The sequence below is a fragment of the Micromonospora sp. NPDC051196 genome (genome assembly GCF_040682415.1).
Classification (GTDB): Bacteria; Actinomycetota; Actinomycetes; order Mycobacteriales; family Micromonosporaceae; genus Micromonospora.
This window is the reverse complement of the sequence record NZ_JBFBAY010000007.1, coordinates 1-16,719: the sequence shown is the minus strand read 5'-3', so window position 1 is coordinate 16,719 and position 16,719 is coordinate 1. Positions and strand designations below refer to the sequence as shown.

The window sequence follows — 16,719 nt, the reverse complement described above, 5'->3', positions numbered from 1 at the left end:
GCCAGGGCCCCGCGCGGGCCTCGCCGGGCGGTCGATAGCTGCCGGCGGAGCCGGTGCACCGGGCCGTGCATCACCCGACAGAACCGACGACATGCACTGTGTGAACGACAAATCGCTGCGTAAGCACCCAAACGCCTGCAGCGGTCGGCGTCGGCGACAAACATGGTTAGCCTGAGAGGCCAGTGAGATTGCTGCGGCAGACGAGGCTCGCACGTCGCGAACCCAACGGCGGGGCCAGGTGCTCTATACAGAGCTGCCGTGACGGCGACGAGGAGGAGGCCCGTGACACAACAGACCTGGGACGAGGTTGGCGGCCTGTTGCCGTTCGACGAGTTCCGCGCCGCGAGCGATGCCATCGTGACCAACATCGAACAGGTCATCGAGGGCAAGACCGCCACCGTGCGGTTGGCCTTGGCCGTCCTGCTCGCCGAGGGTCACCTGCTCATCGAGGACGTACCGGGAGTCGGCAAGACCAAGTTGGCAAAGGCCCTGGCCCGCTCGATCGACTGTTCGGTACGGCGCATCCAGTTCACCCCCGACCTGCTGCCCAGCGACGTCACCGGGGTCAGCGTCTACAACCAGGAGACGCACGACTTCGAGTTCCGGCCGGGTGCCGTCTTCGCCAACCTGGTCGTCGGTGACGAGATCAACCGGGCCTCGCCGAAGACCCAGTCCGCCCTGCTGGAGTGCATGGAGGAACGGCAGGTCACCGTCGACGGGGTGACCTACCAGTTGCAGACGCCGTTCATGGTGATCGCCACCCAGAACCCGATCGAGATGGAGGGGACGTACCCGCTGCCGGAGGCGCAGCGGGACCGCTTCACCGCCCGGATCGCCATGGGCTACCCGGACCCGACCGCCGAGTTGGCCATGCTCGACGCGCACGGCGCGGTGGATCCGCTGCCGGCGCTGCGGCCGGTCTCCGACGCCGCGACGGTACGCCGGCTGATCGGGCACGTCCGGCAGGTGCACGTCGCCGACGCGGTCAAGCAGTACGCCATCGACCTGGTCACCGCCACCCGCGAGTCCCCCGACCTGCGGCTCGGCGCGTCCCCCCGGTGCACGCTGCAACTGCTGCGTACCGCCCGGGCCGTGGCCGCCCTCGACGGGCGCGACTACGTGCTGCCGGACGACCTCCAGGTGCTCGCCGTGCCCGTGCTGGCGCACCGGCTCATCCCCACCGCCGACGCCCAGCTCGCCCGCCGTACCACCGACGCGATCATCGCCGACCTGGTGCACCGGCTGCCGCTGCCGCACGACCGCAAGCGTTCGCCGTACGACAACCGGCCGCCGACCGGCAACGGTCGGGCTCCGTTCGAGCCGCGGAGGCCGTGACGTGCGTGACGGTCTGCGCGGACTGACCACCCGTGGCCGCTCGTTCCTGGCCGCCGCGGTGGCGGCGGCCATCTCCGCCGGCATCCTCGGCGAGAAGGATCTGCTCCGGGTGGCCGTGCTGCTGGCCGTCCTGCCCCTGCTCGCCGCCCTCTACGTCGGCCGCAGCCGGTACAAGCTGGCCTGCCACCGGTCGCTGGAGCCGCACCGGATGCCGGTCGGCGCCAGCGCCCGGGTGATCCTGCGGTTGCAGAACATGTCCCGGTTGCCCACCGGCACCCTGCTGCTGGAGGACCGCCTGCCGTACGCGCTGGGCAGCCGTCCCCGGGTCGTGCTGGAACGCCTCGGCGCACACCAGGCCAGTTCGGTCGCCTACACCGTGCGGGCCGACGTGCGCGGCCGGTACGAGGTGGGTCCGCTGATGGTGCGGATGACCGACCCGTTCGGGTTGTGCGAACTCACCCGGGCCTTCCCCGGCACCGACCGGCTCACGGTCGTCCCGCAGGTGGTGCCGCTGCCGTCGGTACGGCTGCCCGGGGAGTACACCGGCAGCGGTGAGAGCCGGGCCCGCTCGGTCGCGGTGCACGGCGAGGACGACGCGGCGACCCGTGAGTACCGACGCGGTGACGATCTGCGCCGGGTGCACTGGAAGTCGACCGCGCGCACGGGTGAGCTGATGGTGCGGCGGGAGGAGCAGCCCTGGGAGAGCCGGGCCACGGTCCTGCTGGACACCCGGGCGTACGGCCACCACGGTGACGGCCCGACGGCCAGCTTCGAGTGGGCCGTCTCCGCGGCGGCCAGCATCGCCGTACACCTGCGTCAGGCCGGCTACAAGCTGCGCCTGGTCACCGGCGCCGGTGCGGACGTCGACGCCGGCGAGGGCAGCGACGGACTGCTGCTCGACCATCTCGCCGAGGTCCGGCTGGACCAGCGGGTCGAGATCACCACCCTGATGCAGCACGTCCGACAACGCTCCGACGGTGGCCTGGTCATCGGCCTGTTCGGAACGCTGAGCACCGCCGAGGCGGAGTTGCTGGCCGGGCTGCGCGCCAACAACGCCACCTGTGTGTGTTTCCTGCTGGACAGCTCGGCCTGGCTCAACCTGCCGGCGCCTGCCCGGACCGAGGCCGACCAGGCGCACGACGCTGCCGCGCTGGCCCTGCTCCAGGCCGGGTGGCGGGTGATCGGCGTCGACCACGGCGGCCGGCTGCCGGCGCTCTGGCCGCAGGCCGGTCGGGGCTCACAAGGGTTCGCCCTGCGTGCGGCGATGGCCGAGACGGTGGCCGGCGGCGTGCGATGAACGGAAGGTCCCCCTCATGATCGCCCACCGGAACCTGGGCCTGGTGGCCGCCGCGGCGACGCTGCTCGCCGCCGCGCCCCTGTCGACCATCTTCGAACGCTGGACCTGGTTGGTGCAGGCCGTCATCGCGGTGGCCGCGGTGGCCGCTGCGGCGGCGCTGGCCCGGCTCGGCCGATCCCCGCTGTGGGCCCAGGTACTGGCCATGCTGGGCGGCCTCACGCTCGCCCTGACCTGGCTGTTCCCCAGCGGTGCCGAGTTGCTGGCCGTGCTGCCCACGCCAGGCACCTTCGGGCATTTCGCCGAGTTGCTCACCGGTTCGGTCGACGACATGCGCGCCTACGGCGTGAAGGTGCCCGACACCGACCCGCTGCTGTTCGTCACCGTGCTCGGCATCGGTGCGGTGGCGGTGGTGGTGGACGTGCTCTGTGTCGGGATGCGCCGACCTGCCCTGGCCGGGCTACCCATGTTGGCCATCTACTCGGTGCCGGTGGCGGTCTACGTGGACAGCGTCCCGCCGCTGCCGTTCGCCCTCGGCGCCGCCGGTTTCCTCTGGCTGCTCGTCACCGACAACGTGGACCGGGTCCGCCGGTTCGGCCGCCGGTTCACCGGCGACGGCCGCGACGTCGATGTCTGGGAGGCGTCCCCGTTGGCCGCCGCCGGCCGGCGGCTGGCCGTGGTGGGCCTCGCGCTGGCGGTGCTGGTGCCGCTGGCCGTACCGGGGATGACCGTCGGTCTGATGAACTCGTTGAACTCCGGTGTGGGCTCCGGCCTCGGCGGCTCGGGGCTGGGCGGTGCCCCCGGCCGGGTGGACCTGTTCGCCGCGCTCAGCGGGGAACTCAACCAGTCCCAGGTGACCGACCTGGTCAAGGTCACCACCACCGAGGACGAGCCGTTCTACCTACGCTTCGGGGTCGCCGACGACCTGCGCGCCGACGGCTTCCGAGTCCGTGGCTCCAACGGCCAGCGGGCCACCGGGGATCTGCCGGATCCGGCCGGGGGGTCGCGGCCCGGCATCGAGCGGACGCGACACCGGGCCACCGTGGAGGTGTCCCGCGAGTTGAACATGCACTTCCTGCCGTTCTACGCCGAGCCGGTCAACTTCGCCGACCTCGGCAACAACTGGTTCTACGACCCGAACCTGCAAGTACTCTTCTCCAACCGGGACAACTCCCGGGGCAAGAAGTTCTCGTTCGACTACGTGCGTTCGACGTACACCCCGCAGGCCCTGCGCTCGGCGCAGCCGCTGCCGGCCGACCTGCCGTTGCGCCGACAGCAGACCGTCACCCCCGACGTGCCCGAGGTGCGGGCCCTGGTCGCGGAGCTGACCCAGGACAAGCGCACCGAGTACGACAAGGTGCGGGCCATCTACGACTACTTCTCCGAGGACAACGGCTTCACCTATCAGCTGAGTACCGAGGAGGGCACCAGCGGCCAGCAGATCCTCGACTTCCTGGAGAACAAGGTCGGCTACTGCCAGCAGTACGCCGCGGCACTGGCCTGGATGGTGCGCGACGCCGGCATCCCGGCCCGGGTCGCCTTCGGCTTCACCAACGGCAACAAACGCGCCGGTGACACCCTGACCCTGACCAACCGGAACCTGCACGCCTGGACCGAGGTCTACTTCGACCAGATCGGTTGGGTGCCGTTCGACGCCACCCCGACCTACGGGGTGCCCGGCTCGACCCGGTCCGCCTGGGCGCCGGACGTCGACGCGCCGGAGCAGACGACGCCGCAGACCGGACCGTCGAACGCGCCCGACCAGACCGACCCCACGGCGGAGCCGGACAGTGGCCCGAACCAGTTCGAGGACGGTTTCGACCCTGGTGCCGCTGGTGGTCCCGACACCCCGGCCAGCCAGACGTCGCCCTGGCCCTGGTTGACCGCTCTCGGCGTGCTGACGCTGCTCGTCCTGCTCGCCGTGCCCGCGCTGCGCCGACTCGCGCTGCGTAGGCGGCGAGGGCGGCTGACCCCGGTCGCCCGGACACTCGACCCACCGGACGCGGCCTCCGCCACCCCGGGTCAGCCACGGGTGGTTGTCGACACCGATCCGGACCGGGCCCGGGCGGACGCACACGCCGCCTGGGACGAATTGATCGACACGCTGGTCGACTACCGGGTCCGGATCGACCCGACGGAGACCCCCCGCGCGACCGCCGACCGACTCGCCCGGGAATCGGTCGGCGCCGCCACCGAAGCCGGTACGGCGGTACGCCTGCTCGGACGGGCCGAGGAACGGGCACGCTACGCGCGGGACCCGTTGACCGGAGAACCCCTGCCGGCCGCCCTACGGACGGTGCGGGGCGCCCTCGCCGGACAAGCCGACCGGCGAACCCGGCTGGTGGCGACCGCGTTGCCGCCGTCGGTGCTGGGACGCTGGCGCACCGCCGTCGCGGACACCTCCGCACGCCTGGTGGCCTCCGGTTCACAGCTACGGTACCGGCTGCTGCGGTTCAACCCGCGCCGACTGATCGCCAACCGCACCGGCCGCTAACCCACCGCCCTCGCTCGCCCCGTCCGCCCGTCCGCCTCGCCGATCTTGCACTTTTGGTCGCCGGAATGCCGCTTTTGTCTGCTTATGTTCAGACCGAAAGTGCAAGATCGCGCTCAACGTGCTCGCCCTGGGGCGGGGCGAGCACGGCGGGGCGGGGTGGGGCGGGGACGAGGTGGGACGAGCTGGGCTGGGGGCGCGCGGTGCGGTGCGCTTGTCGTAGCGGTGGTGGGGGTGGCCGGGGCCGAGCGCGTTGGGGGTCTCGGGCGGTCGTCGGTCTGCTGCTGCCCGCCCATTCGGTGGGTACGGCGGAACGCTCGATCGACACTGGGTCGATCGAGCACAGAGGCGCCCGGTGTGGGGCCGGTGACGCGGGCCCGCCGCCTAGGGCTGGCGGGACCGAATCAGCGGTGCCCCTCCGGACGCTGCCGCCACCGGTCCTCCATCCGGTCGATGAAGCCCGAACGCCGTCCGGCACGCCCGCGAGATCGACGACGACTCGCCGTCCCCCCGACAATGTGCAGGTCCGGCGACTGCGCCCGACGGTGCGACTGCACCGCGAACGCGGCCGAGGCCAACATGACAACAAATCCCGCCACTGCCAGCGGCGGAGTTTTGATCACCGCGCCATAAACCAACAACGCCAAGCCGGCGACGATCAAGCCGGCAGCGACGAGCAGGCGACGCCGCGCGTGGAAGCGCGGATCGCTGGCGCGCACGGCCGAGGCGAACTTGGGGTCCTCGGCAAGCGACCGCTCGATCTGCTCGAACAGCCGCTGCTCGTGCTCCGAGAGCGGCACGGCACTCCTCCCCGGTCACGTTGGTCGGTCCGGTCGGACCGACAGACCGTGGCAGCCAACCGGCTGCTTACCCGCAAGTCTACGAGGGGGCTCGCGCGTCGGAAAGCGGGACGACCTATGGCCGGGTCGGATTTTCCTTTCGTCGCGGATCACGGCCGGTGAGAAGACTCGCCGGTCCTATGACGGACCGCCCGAAACGGGCAGCCGCGGCGTCGGCGGCGACCTCCGCCTCCCGCCATCCCCGCTCCGGTTCGCCAAGGGTGAGCTGCCGGGGTGTCGCGTCCGCCGAATTGAGTCCCTCAGCTCGTACGCCCAACAGACGGATCCGGTCACCGGAAGGCAGGGCGGTGAACAGGGACCATGCCGTGTCGAAGATCTCCCGAGCGACATCAGTCGGTACTTCCAGGGTGCGTGACCGACTGACGGTGCGGAAATCCGACATCCGCACCTTCACCGACACGGTCCGCCCCACCTGACCGGCATCACGCAGCCGGGCGCCGACCTTCTCGGCCAACGCGAGCAGCGTCCGGCGGAGCTGTTCCGGGTCGTCCACGTCGACGTCGAAGGTGACCTCCGCGCCGATCGACTTCTCCACCTGCTCGGGGCTCACCCGGCGCGGATCCCGCCCCCAGGCCAGCTCGTGCAGGTGCGTGGCGGCGGCCTGGCCCAGCGCGGTGCGCAGCATGCCGATCGGCGCCTGGGCGAGATCACCGACGGTGCGCAGGCCGAGCCGGAGCAGCGCCTCGGCGGAGCGCTCCCCCACCCCCCACAGCGCCGACACCGGCAGCGGATGGAGGAAGTCCAGCACCCGGGCGGCCGGGACGACGAGCAACCCGTCGGGCTTGGCCCGGGTCGAGCCGAGCTTGGCGACAAACTTGCTCGGCCCCACCCCGACCGAACAGGTCAGGCCCTGTTCCGCCGCGACCCGTTCGCGAATGCGGCGGCCGATGGTCGTGGGCGAGCCGAACAACCGCCGGGCCCCCGCGACGTCGAGGAACGCCTCGTCCAGCGAGAGCGGCTCGACCAACGGTGTGACGTCTCGGAAGATCTGCATGACCGCCTGGGAGGCGGCCGTGTAGCGGGTGAAGTCCGGCGGGAGGAAGACCGCGTGCGGGCAGAGGGCGCGGGCCCGCATCGTGGGCATCGCGCTGCGTACGCCGTACCGTCGGGCCTCGTAGCTGGCCGAACTGACCACCCCGCGCGGACCGACTCCGCCGACCACGACGGCCCGGCCGCGCAGCTCCGGCCGGTGTCGCACCTCCACGGAGGCGTAGAAGGCGTCCATGTCGACGTGCAGGATCGGACAGCCGGTGTCGTCGGCATCCGGCCCGAAACGGGGATCACCTCCCCGAGGTAACGACTGGCTGCGGCCCACCTGGGCAGGTTAGCGCCCGCCACCGACACAACCGGCCGGTCAGCCCCGTACGACCAGCAGCGGAATGGTCATCTCGGCCGCCGTGTCCGCACCGTGGAAGCCCACCAGCCGGGACAGCACCGGGCTCTCCGACCGGCTGGCCAGCACGGCGTACGTGTCGTTGCAGACCACCACCACGTCGCCGATTCGGCGCAGGTGATCCTCGGGTACCGGCCCGAACCAGCCGGTGGCCACCGCCTCGTCGCGGGTCAGCACCCGGGCGGCCGGGCCCAGCACCTCCGACCAGGCGGCCCGTACGTCTTCGGTGGCGCCCGGGGCGACGTGCAGGTAGCGCACCCGGGGTTCCCCCGCGACCACCTGCAACCCGGCGGTCAACCGGGGGTCGGTGTCCAGGTCGAACCGGTGTCCGGCCGGCACGTTCAACTGCCCGTGGTCGGCGGTGACCAGCAGCGCCGCGTCCGGCGGCAACCCGTCCACCAACCGGGCCAACAGCCCGTCCACCTCGCTGACGGCCGTACGCCAGGGCATCGAGTCGACGCCGCTGAGGTGACCGTGCCGGTCGACGTCCGGGTGGTAGCCGGAAACCAGGGTGGGGCCGCTCCCGGCGGCCAGGGCGGCCAGCATCGTGGCGGCCAGCGCGTCGACACCGGCGGCACCCCGGTAGTCGCCTCCCCGGTTGGCGGCCACGGTCAGGCCGGTGCCACCGAACTCCGGCCGGCTCACCACGGTCACCGCGACACCTGCGGCCCGGGCCCGTTCCAGCTGGGTGGGGACCGGCTGCCAGCGCAGCGGTGGCGGTTCGCCGGACCACTCGATGTGGTTGAGCACCCGGTCGGTGCCCGGCACACGCAGGGTGAAACCGAGCACGCCGTGCGCGCCGGAGGCCGTACCGGTGCCGAGGGTGACCAGGCTGGTCGGGGTGGTGGAGGGGAAACCGCAGGTGAGCGGCCGTCCCGCGGTGGCGGTCAGCCCGGCCAGGGTCGGCGCGTACGGCGCGGCGGTCGGGATCTGGTGCCAGCCGAGCCCGTCGACCAGCAGCACCGCGACACGACGTACCCCGATCAACTCGTCGGTGAGCCCGAGCAGGTCGGCGGCGCCGGGCACCCCGAGCACCGCCAGCACGCTGGGCAGCACGTCGGCCAGGCTCGCCCCGCCGTACTGCGGCGCCACCGGCGCAAGGAAGGGCCCCTTGTTAACGCCTGGTGTAGAGGAGGGGGCCCCGCTTAACACCGGCGGCCGGGCCGGCGAGTGCTGCCCGGCGGGCATGCTGGCGGCCGGCACCGGGTGAGGGGCGGGCGGCACCGGGTGAGGGACGGCCGGCACCGGGTGAGGGGCGGGCGGCACCGGGTGAGGGACGGCCGGCACCGGGTGAGGGGCGGGCGGCACCGGGTGAGGGGCGGGTGTTGCGGTGGGGTCGGTCATGCCGGACGGCGGGCGAACAGGTGCAGCTGCGCGGCGACGTCCCGCCAGGGCGACTGGGCGGCCAGGGTCCGCTCCAACTCGACCAGGGCGGTCTGCTGGCCGTCCGCGACGGCTGCGGGCAGCAGGTCGGCGAGGACGCGTACGCCGTGGATCTCCTCGATGGTGAGGCCGGCGGCGGTGAGCAGCGCAGCGGCGCCCTCGGCGTCGAAGCGGCGGCGCAACGTGTCCCGGGGCCCGGCGGTGCCGTCGGGGTCGGCGGCCAACGCGGCGGCCATGTCGAGGTGACCGTTCATCGCCCGGGCGAGCACCGCCGCCGACCGGCCGGCGACCAGCACGCTCGCCGCACCGCCGGGGCGCAGGGCACCGGCCAGCGCGGCCACCACCGGCGCCGGATCGTCGACCACCTCCAGTACGGCGTGACAGAGCACCAGGTCGACACTGGCCGGCTCGACCAGCCCGGCGAGCGCGTCACCGTCGCCCTGCACCGCGCGTACCCGCTCGGCCACCCCGGCCTCGGCGGCCCGGCGGCTGAGTGCGGCGAGCGCGTCCGGACTGGCGTCGACCACGGTGACCTGGTGCCCGGCCTGGGCCAGCGGTACGGCGAAACCGCCGGTGCCGCCTCCCACGTCCAACACGGTCAATTCGGCGGAGGGCCGACGGTCCAGCTCGGCGCGCAGCACCGACCAGACCACGGCGGTACGGGGGGTCAGTGGCGGCCCGGCCGCGCCTGGGGTCTGTTCCACCCGGTCGAGCCTAGGGCCTGTCCCGCCGATCCTGCTCACCGAGGTTGGGTCCGCGCGCCACCGGCCCAGGTCACGCCGGGTCGGACCACCCGAGGTGGTCTGCCCACCTCGTCAGCGGAAATCGCGGGAGGCCGGACGGACCGGTGGCTCGATGGCCTCCAACCGGTCGGCGACCAGGTTGATCACCCCCTCGTGCCGTTGCAGCCGTCCCCGCACGACCAGGGCCGCGCTGGTGCGGGCCACCCGCCGGTGCCGCTGCCACAGCCCCGGCGAGCAGGTGACGTTGAGCATGCCGGTCTCGTCCTCCAGGTTGAGGAAGGTGACCCCACCTGCGGTCGCCGGCCGCTGCCGGTGGGTGACGATCCCGCCGACCCGGATCCGCCGACCCGGATCCACCCGGCCCAGCCGGTCGATCGGTACCGCGCCCATCGTGTCCAGTTGCGGGCGGATGAACCGGGCCGGATGGTTCTCCGGGGACAAGCCGGTGGCCCACACATCGGCGACCAGCCGGTCCACCGCCTCCATCCCGGGCAGGGTCGGTGCCGTCGCGCCGGTCACCGTGCCGGGCAGCCGGTCCGGTCGATCCTGGGCCGCCGCGCCCGCCGCCCACAGCGCCTGCCGCCGAGTCAGTCCGAAGCAGGCGAAGGCGTCCGCGGTGGCCAGCGCCTCCAGTTGCGCGGCGGTCAGACCCACCCGCCGGGCCAGATCCGGCATGTCCCGGTACGGCCCGTGCGCCGTCCGCTCGGCCACGATCCGCTGCGCAACCGGCTCGCCGAGGGTACGCACACCAGACAGCCCGAGCCGTACGACCGGCCCGCCCAGCCCCCAGGCGTGCGGTGGCTCCCCCGGCCGGCTGCCCCACCGGGTGTCCGGGGTGGACTCCAGCACCGGTTGCACACCGCTGGCGTTGACGTCCGGGCGGCGTACCTCCACGCCGTGCCGGCGGGCGTCGTCGACCAGGGTCTGCGGCGAGTAGAAACCCATCGGTTGGGCGCGCAGCAGCGCGGCCAGGAACGGGCCCGGGTGATAGCGCTTGAGCCAGGAACTGGCGTACACCAGGTAGGCGAAGCTCATCGCGTGGCTCTCCGGGAAGCCGTAGCTGGCGAACGCGGTGAGCTTGCGATAGACGTCGTCGGCCAACTCGCCGGTGATGCCCCGCTGCGCCATACCGGCGTAGAGCCGGTCGGCGATGCGCGCCATCCGCTGCACCGACCGCTTGGCGCCCATCGCCCGGCGCAACTGGTCGGCCTCGGCCGCGTCGAAGCCGGCCAGGTCGATGGCGAGCTGCATCAACTGCTCCTGGAACAGCGGCACGCCGAGGGTCTTCTCCAACGCGTTGCGCATCAGCGGGTGCGCGTACGTCACCGGCTCCTGGCCGTTCTTGCGCCGGATGTACGGGTGCACCGAGCCGCCCTGGATCGGGCCGGGCCGGATCAGTGCCACCTCGACCACCAGGTCGTAGAACGTCCGGGGTTTCAGCCGGGGCAGGGTGGCCATCTGGGCCCGGCTCTCCACCTGGAACACCCCGACCGAGTCGGCCCGGCAGAGCATGTCGTAGACCTCGGGATCGTCCAGCGTCATGTCGCCCAGATCCAGACTCATCCCGATCATGTCGTAGCCGTAGTGCAACGCGGAGAGCATGCCGAGGCCGAGCAGGTCGAACTTGACCAGGCCGACGGCGGCACAGTCGTCCTTGTCCCACTGGAGCACGCTGCGGCCGGGCATCCGACCCCACTCCACCGGGCAGACCTCGATCACCGGCCGGTCGCAGATCACCATGCCGCCGGAGTGGATGCCCAGGTGCCGGGGGAAGGTCTGCACCTCGTTGGCGTACGCGATCACCTGCTCGGGGATCTCCGGCACGTCCACCGTGGCCACGTCGCCCCACCTGTCGATCTGCTTGCTCCAGGCGTCCTGCTGGCCGGGCGGGAAACCGAACGCCTTGGCCACGTCCCGCACCGCCGACCGGGGCCGGTACGAGATCACGTTGGCCACCTGGGCGGTGTGTTCCCGGCCGTACCGGGCGTAGACGTGCTGGATGACCTCCTCCCGACGGTCGGACTCGATGTCCACGTCGATGTCGGGCGGGCCGTCGCGTTCGGGGGCGAGGAAGCGTTCGAACAGCAGCCGGTGCCGGACCGCGTCGACGTTGGTGATCCGCAGCGCGTAGCAGACCGCCGAGTTCGCCGCCGAGCCCCGACCCTGGCAGTAGATGTCGGCCCGCCGGCAGAACTCGACGATGTCGTAGACCACCAGGAAGTAGCCGGGAAACCCCAACGCCTCGATCATGTTCAGTTCGTGGTCCAGTTGCGCGTACGCCTGCGGGTGCGCCTCGCGGGGGCCGTAGCGTTCCCGCGCGCCGGCCTCGGTGAGCTGTCGCAACCAGCTCATCTCGGTGTGCCCCGGCGGCACCGGGTACGCCGGCAGTTGCGGCGCGACGAGCTGAAGATCGAAGGCGAGTTCCGCGCCGAACTCGGCCGCCCTGGCAACCGCACCCGGGTACGCGGCGAACCGGGCCGCCATCTCGGCGCCGCTGCGCAGGTGGGCGGTGCCGGCGGCCGGTAGCCAACCGTCGATCTCGTCCAGGCTGCGCCGGGCCCGTACGGCGGCGAGGGTGGTGGCCAGCCGGCGCCGCCCCGGCGTGGCGTAGTGCACGTTGTTGGTGGCCACGGTGGGCAGCCCGGCTGCCGCGGCCAACTCGGCCAGGGCTTCGTTGCGGTCGCCGTCGACCGGATGCCCGTGGTCGGTCAACTCCACCGCCACCGTCTCCGCCCCGAACAGCGCGGTGAGCCGGTCCAGCTCGCGGGCCGCCGCGTCGACCCCCTCGGTGAGCAGGGCGGCCGGCACGTGCCCCTTGCGGCAGCCGGTCAGCACCAGCACGTGGTCGCGCAGGTCGGCGGCGATCTCCTCCAGCTCGCCGTAGACCGGGCGGCCCTTCTCCCCGCCGCGCAGGTGGGCGCGGGCGATGGTGGTGGCCAGCCGGGCGTACCCCTCGTGACCGTGCGCCAGCACCAGCAGGTGGCTGCCGTACGGGTCCGGTACGCCGTTGCGTCCCCCGGACCTCCCTGGCGGGTCGGACAGGCCGAGGGTCAGTTCCGCCCCGAAGATCGTCGGCAGGTGCAGCGCACGGGCCGCCTCGGCGAAGCGCACCACACCGTAGAAGCCGTCGTGGTCGGTGACGGCGAGCGCGGTGAGCCCCAGCCGGGTCGCCTCCTCGACCAGTTCCTCCGGGTGGCTGGCACCGTCGAGGAAGCTGAAGTTGGTGTGCGCGTGCAACTCCGCGTACGGCACCGCGCCGTCGGGCCGGATCAGCTCCGGCGGCCGGTAGTGCTCCCGCCGCCGGCTCCAGGCCGGCGAGTCGCCTCCGTCGGCATCGACGGCGAGGGGATCCACCACATGCAGATGCCGCCCAGCCCCCTTCCCCCGCGCTCCACCGCTGCCGCGCTCCGCACCGCTCGTCCCGGCACCGGCCGGCCGCCCGGAGAGCACCCGTTCCAGCTCCGACCAGGGCAGCCGAGGATTGTGAAAACTCACCGTCCCCCGCCCTCCGCAGATCCCCGGACCGCCATCGAGATCTTGGTGCGTTTCGGCCCTCCACGGGGCGGAAACGCACCAAGATCCATCTCAGTCATAGATCGCCTCCACCAGCCACTGGCCGCCCTCCACGGCGAGCAGCAGTGCGGCACCGTCGGCCAGCAGGACCTGGAAGCGGGCTCGGCGGCGGGCCTCGGCCGGGACCCACCACCGCTCGTCGACCGGCCACGGACCGACCCAGCCGACAATCTCGGCCGTGGTCGCGACACCGGGGCCGCTGGCAGGCCGCGCGATCGCGGCATCGGGGCCGTTGGCACGCCGCGCAATCGCGGCACCGGGGCCGTTGGCAGGCCGCGCGATCGCGGCATCGGGGCCGGTAGCGGGCTGCCCGGTCGCGATGATGGTCAGCTGGGCCGGCGGGGCACTCACCGCCAACCGGGCACTCACCAGGACCAGCGCACCGGTGGCGTCCCGCACACTCGCAGCGAGTGGGGTCGGCAACACCACCGCCGGGGAGGGCGGCGGCAGCCGACCCGGCCAGGACGGCATGCCCGACCCGGCACCCGACCGCCGTACACCGGAACCAGCCGACCCGGCGTAGCCAGCCGACCCGGAACCGGAACCAGCCGACCCGGCGTAGCCAGCCGACCCGGAACCGGAACCAGCCGACCCGGCAGGCGACTGCCGCGCGCCGGAACCAGCCGACCCGGCGTAGCCACCGGGCCAGGTGTCCGGGTCGGACACCTGGCTGGCCGAATCGCCTGCGTCGGTGCCGGTCGGCCAGGTGTCGGGCTGGTCGGCGGGTTCGGGTAGCGGTGCCGGACCGGGGCGGGCGGGCCGACGCTCGTCGCCCCACGGGACCATCCGTACCTGGTCAGCCGGTGACCGCCCGCCACCGAGCACGGCGGTGACCACCGCCTCGGGGCCGAGCAGGCCCTGCACCCGGCTCAGCGCCCGGTGTGCCCGCTCGCGTTCCTCGCCGGCCTCTCCCCACAGCCCGGCCTGCAGCCCGGTCTGGGCGACCATCCCGTCCGGCACCAGCCGCAGCCGGATGATCCCGGCGGTGGGCCGGGCCGGGCCACCCCGGCGAGCTCCGGTGAGCCAGCCGTCCAGTTGCCAGCGGACCCGGTCGGCGATCGCCGCCGCACTCAGCAGACCGTCGTGCCGCCAGACCCGGTGCAACTCCTGGCCGTGCGCGGTGACCGCCTCGATGCCGAGCCGGGTGCAGGCCAGCCCGTGCCCGGCCAGCCGCTCGTGCAGCCGCTCGGCCAGCGTACGGGCGGCGAACGCCGCGACGTCGACCCGTTCGATCGGCTCGTCGAGGTCGGTGGTGACCGTCAGGTCGACGGGCGGACGCCGGACCGCGAGCGGGCGGTCGTCCCGGCCGCCGGCCATCCGGTGGGCCAGCGCCCCGTCGAAGCCGAACCGGGCCAGCACGTCACCGGCGGACAACGCGGCGAAGTCACCGAGCGTACGCACCCCGAGTCGGCGCAGCAGATCGGCCAGGGCGGGCCGGCCGATCGCCTCGACGGGCTGGGCGGCCAGGAACTCCGGTGTCCCGCCGGGCGGCACGATCCGCCCCTGCCGGGCGGCCAGCCCGGCGGCGAAGACCCCGTCGGCGATGCCGACCTGGCTCTCCACCGCGCAACTCTGCGCGACCTGTTCCACGATCCGCTCGGCCGCCGCCTCCTCGCCGCCGAGGTACCGGCTCGGTCCCCGGGCGGGCAGCGCGCAGGCCCCCGGGCGGATCACCTCGACTCCGACCGCCACCTCCTCGACCGCGGCCACCACCGGCTCGAAGGCCCGCGCGTCCCGGCCGGGATCGTGGTCGACGACGGTCAGCTGCGGGCAGCGCCCCTGCGCCTCCCGCCGACGTAGTCCTCGGCGCACGCCCTCGACCCGGGCCTGCTCGGAGCAGGCGAGCACCCGGTTGGCGTGCAGCACCGCGACCGGACCGGTGGCCGGCACCCCGTCGACGATCTCTGCGGCCAGCACCGGCCAGTCCGGACACCAGAGCAGCAAGGTCCGCGTCGCCGTACTCACGTCGCCCTCACCACCCGCCGCGATCTTGCACTTCTGGTCGCCAGATAAGCCGCGAAATACTCATCTCGACGACCACAACTGCAAGATCGGCGCACGCCTGTCGGGGGTACCGGTCGGCCGGGGGATGACCCGGGTCAGGGCGGCACCGGGTAGCCAGACCTTGGCCTCCTTGGGGCGGGCGGCCGCGCCCCGGCCACGGGCCGAGATGGTCACCTCGCGGCGACGCAGCCGCCCCCGCCCCGACCCGAGTCCCTCCCACACCCCACGCACCACCTGGAGCGTCACGTCCGCACCGTCCCACCGGCCGTACGGCACCAGCACGCTGCCGCGCTGCCGGGCCCGGGCGGCCAGCCGACTGGCGACGGAGGCGGAGACGGTGGCCGGTACGGCGGTGACCACCACGTCGACCCCGTCGATGAGCGCGGCGACCACGGTGGGCCATTCGGGACCGGGCTGCGGCACCAGGGCTAGCCGGTCCAGGGCGATCCCTGCCTCGGCTGCCGCGCCAGCCCCGAAGGTCGGCATCCCGACCACCGCGCACCAGGAACCGGTGCGGGACGCCTCGGCGAGCAGGGCGAACACCAGCGACGTGGTGCCGTGGTGCCGGGGCTGCCCGGCGCCGACCGCGATGGTGCTGCCGCGCCGCAACCCTCGGCCGGGCAGCAACCCACTCAGCTCGGGCCGCACCGGCAGCATCCGGTGTGCGCCCGCCGGGTCGGGTGCGCTGGCCGGACGCACCAGCTCGGCCAGCGCGGCGGAACCGACGACCATGCGGCCCGCCATCGGATCTACCCCCGTCGTGTCGCCCCGGGCACCGGCCCGGGATGGTGCTGTCGTTGATCGGATAAGGACGTGCTGACGCAGCGTGGTCAGGTCGGCGCCGTTTGCCGGACGGCGTCCGGTCACCCTGGATCCCGCCGGTGGTGACCGGACGCCGCGACTCAGGCGACGAGACCCTCGATCGCCGGCTGATGAGCCAGACCGAGTGCGGACTCCACCACCGCCACGAAATCCTCGGCGGCACGGAGCAGGTCGTCGGCCTCCCGGGCGGTGACCACCCGAGGTATGCCAGCCTCGGCGGCGGCCCGCTTGCCGGCGGCGAGGGCGAAGTAGTTGGCCCACTCGTTCAGCTCGGGGGCGACGCCGGCGAGCAGGACCCAGACACTGGTGATCCGGCTGCGGCGGGTGGGTGCGGGGCGGGCCCGGGCGGCGAGCACCGCCGCAGCGGCGCGCAGGGCTGCGAGGTGGGCGGCGGCGTACCGGAGGCCGTCGGGGGTCGTCCGGGCGGCCTCGGCGAGCCCCTGCCGAGCCACCGCCAGCAGTTGGGCGGGGGTGCGGTGCGGCAGCACGTGCGCGGGCACCGTCGGCACCTGGGCCGGGCTGGTCGGCATGTCACTCCTCCAGGCGGACCGGGGCGGGCGACCGCGCGGCGGAACGCATCCGTCGGCGCGGGACACCCGCGGCGGGCGGTGCGGAGGAAGACGCACCAGATGGGCGGCCGGCCGGGTGTGGAGCTTCCCCACACCACACCCGGCCGGCGTACCGGCGGGTCCGTCGCCCGCCGCCCCGGGGTGGGGGGGGGCGGGGGCCGTTGCTGCCTGATTGGTGCGGACTCGCGACGGCCCGGGGCCCCCGTGCGGTCCGCGGGACCCCCCCAAACAGGGGCGGGTGCCGCGAAAAAC

11 protein-coding genes are annotated in these 16,719 nt (G+C 73.3%); 3 read left to right on the top strand and 8 right to left on the bottom strand.

Going from position 1 to position 16,719, the window contains the following annotated elements:
- Window positions 1-282 precede the first annotated feature (282 nt).
- Genes AB0M35_RS15530 through AB0M35_RS15520 form a run of 3 tightly spaced genes read left to right on the top strand, consistent with a single transcriptional unit; the run spans window position 283 to window position 5,123 of the window.
- A complete protein-coding gene (locus AB0M35_RS15530) occupies window positions 283-1,335 on the top strand; it encodes a MoxR family ATPase (protein WP_363745741.1) in 1,053 nt (350 codons plus the stop codon).
- 1 nt (window position 1,336) lies between these two features.
- A complete protein-coding gene (locus tag AB0M35_RS15525; RefSeq protein WP_363745739.1) occupies window positions 1,337-2,632 on the top strand; it encodes a DUF58 domain-containing protein in 1,296 nt (431 codons plus the stop codon).
- Between the two features lie 16 nt (window positions 2,633-2,648).
- Window positions 2,649-5,123 (top strand): DUF3488 and transglutaminase-like domain-containing protein, encoded by a 2,475-nt coding sequence (locus AB0M35_RS15520; RefSeq protein WP_363745737.1) that lies wholly within the window; start codon window positions 2,649-2,651, stop codon window positions 5,121-5,123.
- A 401-nt stretch (window positions 5,124-5,524) separates the two neighbouring features.
- On the opposite strand, the gene AB0M35_RS15515 is transcribed toward AB0M35_RS15520, so the two are convergent.
- From AB0M35_RS15515 to AB0M35_RS15480, 8 genes are all read right to left on the bottom strand, one after another.
- The gene (locus AB0M35_RS15515) at window positions 5,525-5,920 is read right to left on the bottom strand and encodes a DUF3040 domain-containing protein (protein ID WP_363745735.1); all 396 of its coding nucleotides are present in this window, start codon (window positions 5,918-5,920) and stop codon (window positions 5,525-5,527) included.
- Between the two features lie 115 nt (window positions 5,921-6,035).
- Window positions 6,036-7,295: a DNA polymerase IV gene (locus tag AB0M35_RS15510; protein WP_363745733.1), complete on the bottom strand. Its 1,260-nt coding sequence runs from the start codon at window positions 7,293-7,295 to the stop codon at window positions 6,036-6,038.
- A 39-nt stretch (window positions 7,296-7,334) separates the two neighbouring features.
- A complete protein-coding gene (locus AB0M35_RS15505; protein ID WP_363746187.1) occupies window positions 7,335-8,561 on the bottom strand; it encodes a nucleotide pyrophosphatase/phosphodiesterase family protein in 1,227 nt (408 codons plus the stop codon).
- A 152-nt stretch (window positions 8,562-8,713) separates the two neighbouring features.
- The gene (locus AB0M35_RS15500) at window positions 8,714-9,460 is read right to left on the bottom strand and encodes a methyltransferase domain-containing protein (RefSeq protein WP_363745731.1); all 747 of its coding nucleotides are present in this window, start codon (window positions 9,458-9,460) and stop codon (window positions 8,714-8,716) included.
- A 111-nt stretch (window positions 9,461-9,571) separates the two neighbouring features.
- On the bottom strand, window positions 9,572-12,994 hold the full coding sequence (locus AB0M35_RS15495; protein ID WP_363745729.1) for an error-prone DNA polymerase: 3,423 nt from the start codon (window positions 12,992-12,994) through the stop codon (window positions 9,572-9,574).
- A 90-nt stretch (window positions 12,995-13,084) separates the two neighbouring features.
- Window positions 13,085-15,037 carry a DNA polymerase Y family protein gene (locus AB0M35_RS15490; RefSeq protein WP_363745727.1) on the bottom strand — a complete coding sequence of 651 codons (1,953 nt, stop codon included), beginning with the start codon at window positions 15,035-15,037 and terminating at the stop codon, window positions 13,085-13,087.
- 60 nt (window positions 15,038-15,097) lie between these two features.
- Window positions 15,098-15,820, bottom strand: a complete 723-nt coding sequence (locus tag AB0M35_RS15485; protein ID WP_363745725.1) for a hypothetical protein — start codon at window positions 15,818-15,820, stop codon at window positions 15,098-15,100.
- Window positions 15,821-15,978: 158 nt separating this feature from the next.
- Window positions 15,979-16,428, bottom strand: coding sequence for an SAV_6107 family HEPN domain-containing protein (locus tag AB0M35_RS15480; protein ID WP_363745723.1), 450 nt, complete (start codon window positions 16,426-16,428; stop codon window positions 15,979-15,981).
- Between the last annotated feature and the right edge of the window lie 291 nt (window positions 16,429-16,719).